The organism is Ochrobactrum sp. XJ1 (assembly GCF_024701725.1).
In the GTDB taxonomy this organism is placed as follows: Bacteria; Pseudomonadota; Alphaproteobacteria; order Rhizobiales; family Rhizobiaceae; genus Brucella; species Brucella anthropi.
In genome coordinates this window covers 33501-47344 of record NZ_VDGD01000004.1, presented here as the reverse complement: position 1 = coordinate 47344, position 13844 = coordinate 33501, and the positions used below count along the sequence as shown (strand labels likewise).

The window sequence follows — 13844 nt, the reverse complement described above, 5'->3', positions numbered from 1 at the left end:
TCGGATAAGATCATGCGATGGAAATTGAGAAGCTAAAAGGGATTTCGCATGTTTGATCTGACTGGCCGCAAGGCTCTGGTAACCGGCGCAACCGGTGGTCTTGGCGAAGCGATTGCCCGCGCTCTTCATGCGCAGGGCGCAATCGTCGGCCTGCACGGCACACGCGAAGAAAAGCTGAAAGAGCTTGCCGCTGAACTTGGTGACCGCACCTTCATCTTTCCGGCCAATCTTTCTGACCGTGAAGCCGTCAAGGCTCTCGGCCAGAAGGCGGAAGAGGAAATGGGCGGCGTCGACATTCTCGTCAACAATGCCGGCATTACCCGCGACGGCCTATTTGTGCGCATGAGCGACGAAGACTGGGATGCGGTTCTCAACGTCAACCTGACGTCGGTATTCAATCTGACGCGTGAGCTGACCCATCCGATGATGCGCCGCCGCAATGGTCGTATCATTAACATCACGTCGATTGTTGGCGTGACCGGCAATCCGGGTCAGGCAAACTATTGCGCGTCGAAGGCAGGCCTCATTGGCTTCTCCAAGTCGCTGGCGCAGGAAATCGCCAGCCGCAATGTAACGGTTAACTGCATCGCTCCGGGCTTCATCGAATCGGCCATGACCGATAAGCTGAACGAAAAGCAGAAGGAAGCGATCATGAGCAATATCCCCATGAAGCGCATGGGCGTTGGTGGTGATATTGCAGCGGCAGTTGTCTATCTGGCAAGCGACCAGGCTGCCTATGTGACGGGCCAGACCCTGCACATCAATGGCGGCATGGCCATGATCTAACCCTCCTTCTTCTCCCTATTATGGTATAAAATGCCTTAATACGGGGGCTGAAGAAGGAAAAGGCGCTTTGCCTTGCTCAAGAAGCATGGTAATGCGCCCATCGAGAATTGCGGCATTCTGAGTAGAAGTGCCGCGATCCTGTTCCGAAAGGAATATCCACAGGATGACTGTCCGGGCGGCTTCGCTCGAAACTTGGCAGACATCTTATAACTTGATTACAATCCTGCATGCCGCTAACCAAGGCAGAGCAACAAACACACAGGTCGAGGTTCCGACATGAGCGATACCGCAGAGCGCGTCAAGAAAATCGTTGTTGAACATCTGGGCGTAGATGCCGACAAGGTCACGGAAGGCGCAAGCTTCATCGATGACCTCGGCGCAGACAGCCTCGACACGGTCGAGCTGGTCATGGCTTTCGAAGAAGAATTCGGCGTTGAAATTCCTGACGACGCCGCCGAAACGATCCTTACGGTCGGCGACGCTGTGAAGTTCATCGACAAGGCTGCCGCCTAATCTGAACTTGGGCATCGGGCTGGGGTTCTCACGAATCCCGGCCCTGCTTGTTTTTGGTCGTTTCTTTCGTGGTCACGATCAGAACGAATATGCACAAGGGCTGTTCAGCGGCCTGTTTGTGAAACTGCCGGAACAATGATCGAAGATCGTGTTCGACATGGCAGGCTCCGGTTTCAACAATTGGAGCACCATCCCTTCCAGTCAGGCCCGGACATATGTTCTGCCGGTTAAAGCCTGCGGGGCGGTGTTCGTGACATAACAAAGTTTTAAGGGGTGGATATGAGGCGTGTCGTCATCACCGGTCTTGGTCTGGTGTCGCCGCTTGCCAGCGGTGTCGAAGAGACCTGGAAGCGTCTTATTGCCGGTGAAAGCGGTGCTCGCCGCATCACGGAATTTGAAGTTGACGATCTGGCCTGCCAGATAGCCTGCCGCATTCCGGTTGGCGATGGCACCAATGGCACCTTCAACGCCGACCTCCATATGGAGCCCAAGGAACAGCGTAAGGTTGATCCTTTCATCGTTTATGCTGTCGGCGCTGCCGATCAGGCGCTGGACGATGCCGACTGGCATCCTGAAAGCGACGAGGATCAGGTCCGTACTGGTGTTCTCATCGGTTCCGGCATCGGCGGTATCGAAGGTATTGTCGAGGCCGGCTACACGCTGCGCGACAAAGGCCCGCGCCGCATTTCTCCGTTCTTTATTCCTGGCCGCCTGATCAATCTGGCTTCCGGCCATGTTTCGATCAAGCACGGGCTGCGCGGCCCAAACCATTCGGTTGTAACGGCTTGTGCAACCGGCACACATGCTATCGGCGACGCAGCCCGTCTGATCGCTTTCGGCGATGCGGACGTCATGGTTGCTGGTGGAACGGAATCGCCGGTTAGTCGCATTTCGCTGGCAGGCTTTGCCGCTTGCAAGGCGCTGTCCACCAAGCGTAACGACGATCCGACCGCAGCTTCCCGTCCTTATGACGAAGACCGTGACGGTTTCGTGATGGGCGAAGGTGCGGGCGTTGTGGTTCTCGAAGAGCTGGAACACGCACTGGCGCGTGGCGCGAAAATCTATGCGGAAGTTATCGGCTACGGTCTTTCGGGCGATGCTTACCACATCACTGCTCCGACCGAGAGCGGCGAGGGTGCCGAGCGTTGCATGGTCGCTGCCCTGAAGCGCGCTGAAATCACGCCGGACCAGATTGACTACATCAACGCCCATGGCACGTCGACCATGGCTGACACCATCGAACTCGGCGCTGTAGAGCGCGTGGTTGGCGATGCTGCGTCGAAGATTTCGATGTCCTCGACCAAATCGGCTATCGGCCATCTGCTTGGTGCTGCCGGTGCAGCCGAAGCGATTTTCTCGACGCTTGCCATCCGCGATAATATCGCGCCGGCTACGCTCAATCTCGATAATCCGGCTGTCTCGACGAAGATCGATCTGGTTCCGCACAAGGCGCGTGAACGCAAGATCGATGTGGCTCTTTCGAACTCCTTCGGATTTGGCGGAACCAACGCTTCGCTGGTCCTGCGCCGATACTCGTGATCGGTTTCTCTGAAAATAGAATATCGACTTTAAAAAAACGCGGGGATTTCTCCGCGTTTTTGCCAAAATAAAACCGGATGCGATGTTTAAAATCGCGAACTGCGGTTAGTGTGGTCACGACTCCGAAGAGTGTTATCCCATTCTGACGAAATAAGTGCAAAAAGCCGTTCTGGGCGGGCATTCGGCACAATGTGTCGGGAGGTTCGCAAAAATAGATAGACAGAGCCTTTCTCGTGGTTTGGTTCAAACTAACGAAATACTCTGGACCGAGGTGATTGAGTGAATTCAGAGGCGCCATCCGGAACACCCCCTGCAGACGAACTGCCCAAGGGCGTGACGCAGGAAACGAACGCGACTTCAAAGCCGTTCGTGCCGAAATCCGCGTCTGAAGCTCTGCGTCCCGAGCCGGGAACGCCGCCGCCGCGCAAGCGTTCGCGCCATGCCCGCAGCCAGATCGTAGTTTTCATGAATTTCATGCTGTCGCTGGTCGTGCTTGTTCTGCTCGGCGCGTCGGCCTTGTTCTATTTCGGCAAGATGCAGTTTGACGGACAAGGTCCGCTTACTGCCGAAACGACGTTTCTCGTCAAGCGCGGCGCTGGTATCGCCGAAGTTTCTAACAGCCTGGAAAATCGTGAAATCGTCAGTGACGCGCGTATTTTCCGCTATGGGATGCGGACGCTCGGTCATGAAAATGATCTGAAGGCGGGCGAATACGCCATTCCGGCGGGCGCTTCGATGCGCGATGTGATGAATATCCTCATCAGCGGCAAATCCATCATGTATCCGCTGACCATTCCGGAAGGTCTGACGGTCAAGCAGATTTTCGATCGTATCTCGGCTGATCCGACACTGGTTGGTGACATGCCGAAGGACATGCCGCCGGAAGGTTCGCTCTTCACCGATACGCTGAATTTCACGCGTGGCACGACGCGTTCGGAAATCATCGATCGTATGGTCGCCTCCCAGAAGAAGCTCGTGGACGACGCCTGGGCAAAGCGTGGTTCCGACCTGCCGATCAAGGACAAGAACGAATTTGTGACGCTGGCTTCCATCGTTGAAAAGGAAACCGGTATCGCGTCGGAACGCCCGCATGTGGCGTCGGTCTTCGTCAATCGCTTGAAGAAGGGCATGCGCATCCAGTCCGATCCGACCATTATTTATGGCCTGTTCGGCGGAGCTGGCAAACCTTCTGATCGGCCGATCTTCAAGTCGGACATCGAAAAGCCGACACCTTACAATACCTATGTGATCAACGGTCTTCCGCCGACGCCGATTGCCAATCCGGGCAAGGCTGCGCTGGAAGCTGTCGCTAATCCGCTGGATACGGAAGACCTCTATTTCGTTGCCGATGGCACGGGTGGCCATGTGTTCTCGAAGACGCTGCAGGAACACAACGCCAACGTCCGTAAATGGCGCTCCGTGGAACAGCAAAAGAATATCGAGCAACAGAACAATAGCGGCAGCAATACAAACCAAAGCGCGGGGCAGTAGCTTTTCGCTACGGCTTTGGTGGGTTTGAGAATGTGTAACCGAAGCCGGTGTTCGCCACCGGCTTCGGATTGGTTTTTAGAGTAAGTCCGCACTGTCGCGGGCGTGAGTTGAGGGGGATGGAACGCATGGCGCTCCAAAGCATGACCGGTTTTGCACGCCATGCCGTGCAACATGCCATGGAAGGCGGAGAAGCGCGCATCGTCTGGGAAGTGCGTTCCGTCAATGGTAAGGGGCTCGACCTTCGGCTGCGTTTGCCGCAAGGCCTTGAAGCCGCCGAACATCCTGTACGCTCCATGCTGGCGCGTCATTTTTCGCGTGGCAATTTTCAGGCAAGCCTCAGCGTGGAACGCAGCGAGGCACAGGCCGGTTTCAGTATCAATCAGGCCATGCTCGCCGAGATCCTGAAACTCGGTGCGGATTTGCAGGCAACGCACGGACTGGCCCCCGCCAGCGTAGACGGCATTCTTTCGTTGCGCGGTATCATCGATCAGGCACAGATGGCTGATGACGAAGACGAGCGCGGCGGACTGGAAGCCGCTGTCGTCTCAGGTTTTGAGGAAACGCTGAACGCAATCGCCGATGCCCGCAAGCAGGAGGGCAAGGCTCTTTTCACTATTCTGTCCGCGCATGTCGATAGTATCGAGCGCCTGACCGTGAATGCCCGCTGCGACCCGTCGCGGAGCACAGACGCGATCAAGGCCCGTCTCGCTGGACAGGTGGCGCTGCTGATGGATTCCGCACGCGAGCTTGATGAGACGCGGCTCTATCAGGAAGCGGCGTTTCTGGCGACCAAGGCCGATATTCAGGAAGAGCTTGACCGGTTGGAGACCCATGTGGCATCTGCCCGCAAGCTTCTGGCGGATGGTGGCCCCGTCGGGCGCAAGCTCGATTTTCTTTCACAGGAATTTAATCGTGAAGCTAATACACTGTGTTCCAAATCGAATGCAGCGTCGATCACAGCCATCGGTCTGGAACTGAAGGCAGTCGTGGACCAGTTTCGCGAACAAGTACAAAATCTGGAGTAACAGGTATCATGGCCATCTCTTCGGTTGAAAATGGCGTCGCACGTAGAGGCTTGATGGTGGTGATCTCGTCGCCATCCGGAGCCGGTAAGTCCACCATTGCCCGGTTGTTGCTGGAAGACAAGAAGATGAACCTCTCGCTGTCGATCAGCGTGACGACGCGCCAGCGCCGCCCGAGCGAGATCGAAGGGGTTCACTACCATTTCAAGACGATCCGCGAGTTTGAACGCCTTCGTGACAATGATGAGCTGATTGAATGGGCCGAGGTCCATGGCAATTTCTATGGCACGCTGCGCGAAACGGCTGAGATCGCGCTGGCCGACGGTCAGGATATGCTGTTTGACATTGACTGGCAGGGTGCAGACCAGTTGCAAGCAAAGATGCCAGCCGATGTGGTGTCGATCTTTATTCTTCCGCCCACCATGCGCGAATTGCAGCAGCGCCTGAACCGTCGCGCGGAAGATACGGCGGATGTCATCGAGACCCGTTTGCAGAATGCGCGTTTTGAAATCCAGAAATGGGTGAAGTACGATTATATTGTCATCAATGAAGATCTTGATCGCTCCTTTGCGGCCATCAAGTCGATCATTGAAGCTGAACGTCTTCGTCGTGACCGCCGCCCGGGTCTGTTCGATTTCGTGACCGGTTTGCTGGAAGAAAATCCGGGCATATAAATCGAGACCCGGTTTTTACGCGAATCTGACGACTATCCGATCTGTTTCGCTCACGAGGCGCTTGAACGCTTCGAGAAACGGCTTGCCGCCGCGTGTTTTCAATTTGCCCAGAGCTTCGGAGTTCCTGAAAACGAGTTCGCATTCACCGGGCCAGCCTGGACCTTGCCATTGCACAGCGTCCCAGAATGAGTCGAGTGTGTAACCGAATGATTCCGGGTCTTGGGCTGGAACAGCGGAAAGATACCGCCGCCAAAGATCGTCAGGGTTTTCTATCCCGGCACAATCGATTTCGTAAATCGGCAGCATATCAGTCCAGCAGGATCAGCAGGCCGTCCACCATGCCGAGGACAAGAATGAGTGTGCCCATCGTGATGGCTGTCACGACCAGCATACGCTTTTGCCGGTCACGTTTTTCCGTTCGCTTGCCCGTCCAGTCGTAAGGCGATTCAGGCATTCCTCTCTCCAGATCGGCCTGACATCGAATATCGCTATGCAGGCTGTTACCCTGACAGCCTGCACTTTACCGGTGATATCTGCAAGTTAGATGACACAAAAAGCAGGCATCTGAGCGAAAGCGCGGAAGACGGCAGGGCTATTATACAGCCGTGCCTCCCACCGTTACCTGATCCATGCGCAGATGCGGCTGGCCGACGCCGACAGGTACCCACTGACCACCCTTGCCGCAATTGCCGCTACCCGTATCAAGCTTCATATCGTTGCCGATCATCGAAATCCGCTGCATCGCATCCGGACCATTGCCAATCAGCATCGCTCCCTTGATCGGCGCGCCGACCTTGCCGTCCTCGATCATGTAGGCTTCCGTACAGCCGAATACGAACTTGCCGGAGGTGATATCGACCTGACCACCGCCAAAGGAAACGGCATAGATGCCCTTTTTCATGGAGGCGATGATCTCTTCCGGCGTCTTGTCGCCGGAAAGCATGTAGGTGTTCGTCATGCGCGGCATAGGTGCGTGAGCATAGGATTCGCGGCGTCCATTGCCGGTAGCTTCCATGCCCATCAGGCGGGCGTTCTGGCGATCCTGCATATAATTGACGAGTTTACCGTCTTCGATCAGCACGGTGCGATTGGTCGGGGTGCCTTCGTCATCGATGGTCAGCGAACCCCGGCGCTCGGCAATCGTGCCGTCATCGACGACCGTGACACCCTTGGAGGCAACCTGCTGTCCAAGCAGACCGGCAAAGGCAGAGGTCTTCTTTCGATTGAAGTCACCTTCCAACCCGTGCCCGACGGCTTCATGCAGCATGACGCCTGGCCAACCATTGGCAAGAACGATGTCGAATGTGCCTGCCGGGGCGGGGATAGCTTCCAGATTGACGAGTGCCTGCCGCAATGCTTCATCGGCGGCATGCTGCCAGCTTTCAGTGGTGATGAACTCGCCAAACCCCTTGCGTCCGCCAACCGTATGCGAACCTGATTCCTGACGGTCGCCATCGCCTGCAACTACCGCAACGCTCAGGCGCACCATAGGCCGTATATCGCGTACGAAATGACCGTCGGCGCGCAGAATTTCGACCTGCTGCCACGAGCCTGCGAGCGAAACGGAAACCTGACGTACTTTCGGGTCCTTGGCACGCAGATAGGCGTCTATTTGCTGCAAAAGCTGCACCTTGGAATCGAATGTCGGCGAACCGATGGGGTTTTCATCCGGGTAAAGGTGACGGTTCGTGCCGGCAGGTGCCGCCGAATAGCTTCCGCCATAGCCCTTAAGGGTTGCAGAAACCGCATCGGAAGCGCGCTTCAAGGCGGCAAGCGAAAGATCGCCCGCATGGGCATAGCCGATGGCTTCGCCTGCGACCGAGCGCAGGCCGAATCCCTGATCCTGATTGAAGGAGCCGGTCTTGAGACGACCATTGTCGAAAACAAGCGCCTCCGCCTCGCGATATTCCACGAAGAGCTCTCCGTCGTCGCTGCCCTTCAGGCTTTGGGCGACAAGACGCTCGATATCGTCGCGGCTGGCGTCGAAACTGTCGATCAGGCTTTTCATAAAATAAATCCTGCAGCATGTGTTTGCTGCAGGATGTAAGCCTTAAATCGGTTGAGAACAACCGGTCATCTCAGTTGTTATCAAGGCAAAGCGTCGAAGCCTTCACCGAACCCCTTGAGATCGACAGGAATGCCCACGCCTTCTTCCGGCGTCTGGAAGACGATGAAGGTCGCAGCCTTACCGGAACGCAATGTCTTGAGAAGTTCATCCTCAAGGATCACTTCGGCGTAGCAGCCGTCTTCGAAGCAGCGGACGAAATAGGCGCGACCGATATCCTTGCCGTCGACATTGAGGCCGAGACCGTTGGGCAACAGAACGCCTAGTGGCGCCAGAACACGAAGAATGCGCGCCTTGTTGTCTGCGGTCTTGAGAACGACGACCGAAAGCCCCAGTTCGGGGCGCTTTGCGGCGACCACATTCTGGATCAGCGCGCATTGCTCAGTCTTGGCGCCCGCGGGCGTATCACACAGAACGGACCATGCGCCATGCTGCGACTTGAGCTTGCCGCTCTGCTGCGGGCTGCTCGGAGCCGCCTGCGACTGGGCAGCGGGGGCCTCTTGTGGGGTTTGTAACTGCGCCGGTGTTTCCTGAGCAACCGAAGGAAGCGCTGCAACGGCAAGCGCCAAGCTGACGCCTGTTGCAAGTGTTGCGAGGCGCTGGCTGATCGTGCGGCGGGCAAGCATGCGAAAAGTCATGAAATCTCCAGATCGAATCACCGGGACGTTAACGCGCTGCATTGGCCATGAAAAGCGCCGTGATTGGCGATTATCAGTCCTGGCCATCATAGCAACGGTGATACCGTCTGTTGCGTCGATTGTCACGCGGCACGTTAAAGGAAACGTCTTGTCAAATCATGGCTTCATTATGGGTTTCGTACGGTTTTCCCAAGTTTTCACGGTGAAAACGAGCAGCTCCGGCGCATTGATTAAACTCGGACATCGGCTCTTTCCCACATGGACTGCGCGCAAAAATGCCGCACAGGAACATATTCGCCTTCCTTGCGGTGTGCGCTAAGGTGTGGTTTGAACGCCGACGGGGGATGCGGCCGTCTTTAGCGTCCGGCGTCCAGCTCGAAAGGGCGAAAAGGGAGAGAGTTCTGGTGGATAAGATTGTTGCCACAACGAAGGGCGCCTTCGGCGGCGCTCTTGCAGTGCTGTGGACGACTGGTGCCGCTTTTGCGGACCAGCCCCGTCCCTGGGAATGGAGATTTCAGGACGCAGCGACTGGAATTGCCGAACAGATTCATTGGTTTGAGCGCTATACGCTCTGGTTCATCATTCCAATTACCTTGCTGGTTCTGTTTTTGTTGCTTTGGGTGGTGTTTCGCTTTCGTGCGAGCGCGAATCCGGAGCCGTCCAAAACCAGTCACAATACCGCTATTGAAGTGGTCTGGACCATCGGGCCTGTGATCATTCTTCTGTTTTTGGCGGTTCCGTCTTTCCAGCTTCTGACGGCGCAGTATTCGCCGGAAGATCCGACGCTGACGGTCAAGGCAACGGGTTATCAGTGGTATTGGGGTTACGAATATCAGGTCGATAATCCGGTCAGCTTTGATGCCCTTCTTCTGAAGGATGGCGATCGCGCCGCTGCCGGCAAGGAAGATCGCGCGCGTTATCCGCGTCTTCTGGCCGTCGACAATGAAGTCGTGGTTCCGGTCGGCGAAACGGTTCGCCTTCTCGTCACTGCTGCCGATGTGATTCATTCGTGGACCATTCCGGCTTTCGGCGTGAAGATGGACGCTGTTCCGGGTCGTATCAACGAAGCCTGGTTCAAAGCAGACAAGGAAGGCCTCTACTACGGTCAGTGCTCTGAGCTTTGCGGCAAGGATCATGGCTTCATGCCGATCGCCGTGCGCGTTGTCTCGAAAGAGCAGTATCAGACCTGGATCGCCGCTGCGGGATCGGATTTGAACGGCGCGAACAAGGCGCTTCAGGCCGCTGTTGAAGGTGGCGCAAACGATAAAGTGGCTGCGGCGGGTCTCTGATCCCGAACGCCAAGACTGTTGAAAAACGGGAGCGAATTCCATGGCTGGCACAGCAGCTCACGAGCATGGTGCTCACGACGACCACAAGCCGCACGGCTGGGTTCGTTGGGTATACTCGACCAATCATAAAGACATCGGTACCCTGTACCTGATTTTTGCAATCATCGCCGGTATTATCGGCGGCGCCCTGTCAATCGCGATGCGCGCCGAACTCCAGGAACCGGGCATCCAGATTTTCCATGGCTTGGCGTCCATGGTTTACGGTGTTGAGGGCGATGCCGCGCTTGATGCCGGCAAGCAGATGTTCAATGTGTTCACCTCCGCGCATGCTCTGGTCATGATCTTCTTCATGGTCATGCCCGCGCTGATCGGTGGTTTTGCCAACTGGATGGTGCCGCTGATGATCGGCGCGCCGGACATGGCTTTCCCGCGCATGAACAACATCTCGTTCTGGCTTCTGCCGCCTGCGCTGTTGCTGCTGATGATTTCGCTGTTCATGCCTTCGGCACCCGGTGGTTGGGGCCCTGGTGGCGGCTGGACACTGTATCCGCCGCTATCGACGACCGGCCAGCCTGGTCCGGCAATCGATTTCGCCATTCTGGCGCTGCACATTTCCGGTGCTTCGTCGATTCTCGGCGCGATCAATTTCATCACCACGATCCTGAATATGCGCGCTCCGGGCATGACGCTGCACAAGATGCCGCTCTTCGCCTGGGCTGTTCTGGTGACGGCATTCCTGCTGCTGCTTTCGCTGCCGGTTCTGGCAGGCGGCATCACCATGCTGCTGACCGATCGCAATTTCGGAACGACCTTCTTCACGCCGGACGGTGGTGGTGATCCGATCCTTTACCAGCATCTGTTCTGGTTCTTCGGGCATCCGGAAGTGTACATTCTGATCCTGCCGGGCTTCGGCATTGTCAGCCACATCGTGTCGACCTTCTCGCGCAAGCCGATCTTCGGTTACCTCGGCATGGCTTACGCCATGGTGGCAATCGGTGTCGTGGGCTTCGTCGTCTGGGCTCACCACATGTATACGGTTGGCCTGTCACTCGACACGCAGCGTTACTTCGTGTTCGCCACGATGGTCATCGCTGTTCCGACGGGTATCAAGATCTTCTCGTGGATCGCGACGATGTGGGGCGGTTCGATCACGTTCCGCGCACCGATGCTGTGGGCAATCGGCTTTATCTTCCTGTTCACGGTAGGTGGTGTGACGGGCGTTCAGCTCGCCAATGCCGGTCTCGACCGCGCACTGCACGACACCTACTACGTTGTGGCGCACTTCCACTACGTTCTGTCGCTGGGTGCGGTGTTTGCGATCTTCGCGGGCTGGTACTACTGGTTCCCGAAGATGAGCGGCTACATGTACAATGAGTTTACGGCCAAGCTGCATTTCTGGGTCACCTTCGTTGGCGTGAACCTGGTCTTCTTCCCGCAGCACTTCCTCGGTCTTGCTGGCATGCCGCGCCGTTACATCGACTATCCGGATGCCTATGCAGGCTGGAACATGGTGTCGTCCTACGGCTCCTATATTTCGGGCTTCGCAGTCCTGATCTTCCTCTACAATGTCTTCGAGGCATTTGCGAAGAAGCGTGAAGCCGGTGCAAACCCATGGGGTGAAGGCGCAACCACGCTGGAATGGCAGCTCTCGTCGCCACCGCCGTTCCACCAGTGGGAACAGCTGCCGCGCATCAAGTAATCGTGCGATGGGCGGAGTCCGGAAAAGACTTCGCCCTTCTTTACAAAATGTGCTATGGGCGGGCGGCATTCTGTTCCGCCCGTCGCCGGTAGACGAAAAAGTCGGCCATCAAGCACGGCATTTCCGGCGGGAACAGAAAGGTTTCCGGGAGGACATTGTTGTGATTGTGCCGATCCGTGCTGTAGGGGCGCGGTGTTCGGACCGGTGAATTTGAGGTTTTTAAAGTCAAAATGTCTCTGGTGGAAAAAAACGCAGGTACCGACGACGCGCTCGCTCTCTCCGAAGCGACTGCGCGGGATTACCTTGTTCTTTTGAAGCCCCGGGTGATGTCCCTTGTGGTCTTCACCGGGCTGGTCGGTCTCGTGGTCGCACCGGGACATATGAATCCTGTGCTCGCTGCCATCAGCATCTTGTGCGTAGCGGTCGGCGCTGGCGCGTCTGGTGCGCTGAACATGTGGTATGATGCTGATATTGATGCAGTGATGAAGCGCACGCGCAACCGGCCTATTCCAGCTGGCATCATTGCGCCCAATCAGGTTCTGGCCTTCGGCCTGACGCTTTCAGCCTTTTCAGTCGTCACGCTTGGCCTGATGGTCAATTGGCTGTCGGCCGCACTGCTTGCCTTTACGATTTTCTTCTATGCCGTCGTTTATACGATGTGGCTGAAGCGCTCGACGCCACAGAACATCGTCATCGGCGGTGCGGCGGGCGCATTCCCTCCGATGATTGGCTGGGCGGCTGCGACAGGCGAAATCACCTGGGACAGTGTCGTTCTGTTCATGATTATCTTCCTGTGGACTCCTCCGCATTTCTGGGCGTTGTCGCTCTTTTCAGCCAATGATTATGAAGCGGCGCGTATTCCGATGATGCCGAACGTCAAGGGCGAGCTTTCGACCCGGCGTCAGGCACTCTTCTACTCGATCATCATGGCGCCAGTTGGCGTTCTGCCGTGGGTGCTAGGCTTTGCGGGTCCGGTCTATGGCGCTATTTCCACGCTGCTTGGACTGGCCTTCGTTTACTATGCATGGCGCATGTGGGTTGCCGGTTCACAGCCTGAAATGCTGGCCGCCGCCCGCAAGTTGTTCCGCTTCTCGCTGCTATACCTGTCGGGATTGTTTGCGGTGCTGCTTGTCGAGGCACTGGTAATGAAGGCGTTGGTCGCCTTTGGAGGGTTCTAATGGATAAAACCGTACAGAAGCCGACGGACAACGAGCTGGAGCTGATTGTTCCGACGGAACAGCAGAAGCGAGCCCAGCGCAATCGCTCTTGGGGATTGGCAATCGCTCTGGCGCTGTTCGTGCTGCTTGTTTACATCGGCACAATTGCGAAACTGGGTGTGAATGTTTTGGTGCGGCCGATCTAGCTTGTCTCCCAAACACGGGAGCCGATCTTGGGATAAAGACTGCATACATACAACGGTTTAAAGCTTGTCGTATGAAGTAGATAATACGCGATACGCTTTAAACTTAATCTGGGAGGAGAAAATGGCGGATCAGCAGGAAAAGGATCAAAAGCTGAAGAAGCAACAGCGCTCCAATGCGACGATTGCTTTTGCGTGCCTGTCTTTCTTTGTCTGCATGATCGGTGCAGCCTACGCTTCCGTTCCGCTCTACCGTATTTTCTGTCAGGTGACGGGCTATGGCGGCACGACGCAGCGGGTGGAGCAATATTCGGATACTATCCTCGACAAGACGATCAAGGTGCGTTTCGACGCGAATACGGCCAATGGGCTGGCATGGGATTTCAAGCCCGTACAGCGCGAGGTCACGGTTCGCATCGGCGAAACGACGATGATCAAGTATGAAGCGCGTAACCTGTTCGATCAGCCGACCTATGGTCGCGCAAGCTTCAACGTCGCGCCAGGTCGGGCAGGAGCTTACTTCAACAAGGTTGAATGCTTCTGTTTTACGGATACGACCCTGCAGCCGGGCGAAGACATGGAAATGCCGGTGGTGTTCTTTGTTGATCCGGAGATCGTCAACGATCCCGATCTGAAAGACGTCAAGACGATCACACTGTCCTATACATTCTTTCCGATTGAAAAGCCGAAGCCGGTCGCAAATGCCAAGGCCGAGACGCCAACCAACGGAAGCTGATGCCTAGCGCATGTCTCCCAAAAGTGGGAACC

General features: G+C 56.3%; 14 protein-coding genes. 11 read left to right on the top strand and 3 right to left on the bottom strand.

What is annotated here, in order from left to right:
* The first annotated feature begins 48 nt into the window (after positions 1-48).
* The 6 genes from fabG (at position 49) to gmk (ending at position 6025) form a co-directional block, all read left to right on the top strand.
* Positions 49-786, top strand: a complete 738-nt coding sequence (fabG, locus tag FG152_RS07880) for a 3-oxoacyl-[acyl-carrier-protein] reductase (protein WP_264812598.1) — start codon at positions 49-51, stop codon at positions 784-786.
* 276 nt (positions 787-1062) lie between these two features.
* Positions 1063-1299 carry an acyl carrier protein gene (locus tag FG152_RS07875; protein ID WP_040129773.1) on the top strand — a complete coding sequence of 79 codons (237 nt, stop codon included), beginning with the start codon at positions 1063-1065 and terminating at the stop codon, positions 1297-1299.
* Between the two features lie 279 nt (positions 1300-1578).
* Positions 1579-2838 carry a beta-ketoacyl-ACP synthase II gene (gene fabF, locus FG152_RS07870; protein WP_010658390.1) on the top strand — a complete coding sequence of 420 codons (1260 nt, stop codon included), beginning with the start codon at positions 1579-1581 and terminating at the stop codon, positions 2836-2838.
* A 279-nt stretch (positions 2839-3117) separates the two neighbouring features.
* Entirely contained in the window at positions 3118-4329 is a 1212-nt protein-coding gene (gene mltG, locus FG152_RS07865; RefSeq protein ID WP_105528877.1) for an endolytic transglycosylase MltG, read from the top strand.
* Positions 4330-4454: 125 nt separating this feature from the next.
* Positions 4455-5354: a YicC/YloC family endoribonuclease gene (locus FG152_RS07860; protein WP_498985773.1), complete on the top strand. Its 900-nt coding sequence runs from the start codon at positions 4455-4457 to the stop codon at positions 5352-5354.
* A gap of 8 nt (positions 5355-5362) precedes the next feature.
* A complete protein-coding gene (gmk, locus tag FG152_RS07855) occupies positions 5363-6025 on the top strand; it encodes a guanylate kinase (protein ID WP_010658393.1) in 663 nt (220 codons plus the stop codon).
* Positions 6026-6332: 307 nt separating this feature from the next.
* Here gmk and FG152_RS07850 read toward each other — a convergent pair whose 3' ends face one another.
* The 3 genes from FG152_RS07850 to FG152_RS07840 form a co-directional block, all read right to left on the bottom strand.
* On the bottom strand, positions 6333-6479 hold the full coding sequence (locus FG152_RS07850) for a hypothetical protein (RefSeq protein ID WP_192799029.1): 147 nt from the start codon (positions 6477-6479) through the stop codon (positions 6333-6335).
* 141 nt (positions 6480-6620) lie between these two features.
* Positions 6621-8033: a metalloprotease TldD gene (gene tldD / locus FG152_RS07845; RefSeq protein WP_010658395.1), complete on the bottom strand. Its 1413-nt coding sequence runs from the start codon at positions 8031-8033 to the stop codon at positions 6621-6623.
* A gap of 80 nt (positions 8034-8113) precedes the next feature.
* Positions 8114-8728, bottom strand: coding sequence for an invasion associated locus B family protein (locus FG152_RS07840; protein ID WP_010658396.1), 615 nt, complete (start codon positions 8726-8728; stop codon positions 8114-8116).
* A 404-nt stretch (positions 8729-9132) separates the two neighbouring features.
* On the opposite strand from FG152_RS07840, the gene coxB reads away from it, so the two are divergent.
* The 5 genes from coxB (at position 9133) to FG152_RS07815 (ending at position 13812) form a co-directional block, all read left to right on the top strand.
* The gene (gene coxB, locus FG152_RS07835) at positions 9133-10017 is read left to right on the top strand and encodes a cytochrome c oxidase subunit II (RefSeq protein WP_010658397.1); all 885 of its coding nucleotides are present in this window, start codon (positions 9133-9135) and stop codon (positions 10015-10017) included.
* Between the two features lie 40 nt (positions 10018-10057).
* Positions 10058-11716: a cytochrome c oxidase subunit I gene (gene ctaD, locus FG152_RS07830; RefSeq protein ID WP_010658398.1), complete on the top strand. Its 1659-nt coding sequence runs from the start codon at positions 10058-10060 to the stop codon at positions 11714-11716.
* A 230-nt stretch (positions 11717-11946) separates the two neighbouring features.
* Positions 11947-12894 (top strand): heme o synthase, encoded by a 948-nt coding sequence (locus FG152_RS07825; protein WP_043062666.1) that lies wholly within the window; start codon positions 11947-11949, stop codon positions 12892-12894.
* Positions 12894-13079, top strand: coding sequence for a cytochrome c oxidase system small membrane protein (locus FG152_RS07820; protein WP_010658400.1), 186 nt, complete (start codon positions 12894-12896; stop codon positions 13077-13079). Before FG152_RS07825 ends, FG152_RS07820 begins: the two co-directional genes overlap by 1 nt.
* Before the next feature lie 121 nt (positions 13080-13200).
* The gene (locus tag FG152_RS07815; protein ID WP_036585944.1) at positions 13201-13812 is read left to right on the top strand and encodes a cytochrome c oxidase assembly protein; all 612 of its coding nucleotides are present in this window, start codon (positions 13201-13203) and stop codon (positions 13810-13812) included.
* Positions 13813-13844: the final 32 nt, after the last annotated feature.

Bases quoted from the DNA above. Each gene is read 5' to 3' on its own strand.
- fabG (WP_264812598.1), top strand. From the start codon at position 49: ATGTTTGATCTGACTGGCCGCAAGGCTCTGGTAACCGGCGCAACCGGT.
- FG152_RS07875 (WP_040129773.1), top strand. From the start codon at position 1,063: ATGAGCGATACCGCAGAGCGCGTCAAGAAAATCGTTGTTGAACATCTG.
- fabF (WP_010658390.1), top strand. From the start codon at position 1,579: ATGAGGCGTGTCGTCATCACCGGTCTTGGTCTGGTGTCGCCGCTTGCC.
- FG152_RS07860 (WP_498985773.1), top strand. From the start codon at position 4,455: ATGGCGCTCCAAAGCATGACCGGTTTTGCACGCCATGCCGTGCAACAT.
- gmk (WP_010658393.1), top strand. From the start codon at position 5,363: ATGGCCATCTCTTCGGTTGAAAATGGCGTCGCACGTAGAGGCTTGATG.
- FG152_RS07850 (WP_192799029.1), bottom strand. From the start codon at position 6,479: ATGCCTGAATCGCCTTACGACTGGACGGGCAAGCGAACGGAAAAACGT.
- tldD (WP_010658395.1), bottom strand. From the start codon at position 8,033: ATGAAAAGCCTGATCGACAGTTTCGACGCCAGCCGCGACGATATCGAG.
- FG152_RS07840 (WP_010658396.1), bottom strand. From the start codon at position 8,728: ATGACTTTTCGCATGCTTGCCCGCCGCACGATCAGCCAGCGCCTCGCA.
- ctaD (WP_010658398.1), top strand. From the start codon at position 10,058: ATGGCTGGCACAGCAGCTCACGAGCATGGTGCTCACGACGACCACAAG.
- FG152_RS07825 (WP_043062666.1), top strand. From the start codon at position 11,947: ATGTCTCTGGTGGAAAAAAACGCAGGTACCGACGACGCGCTCGCTCTC.
- FG152_RS07820 (WP_010658400.1), top strand. From the start codon at position 12,894: ATGGATAAAACCGTACAGAAGCCGACGGACAACGAGCTGGAGCTGATT.
- FG152_RS07815 (WP_036585944.1), top strand. From the start codon at position 13,201: ATGGCGGATCAGCAGGAAAAGGATCAAAAGCTGAAGAAGCAACAGCGC.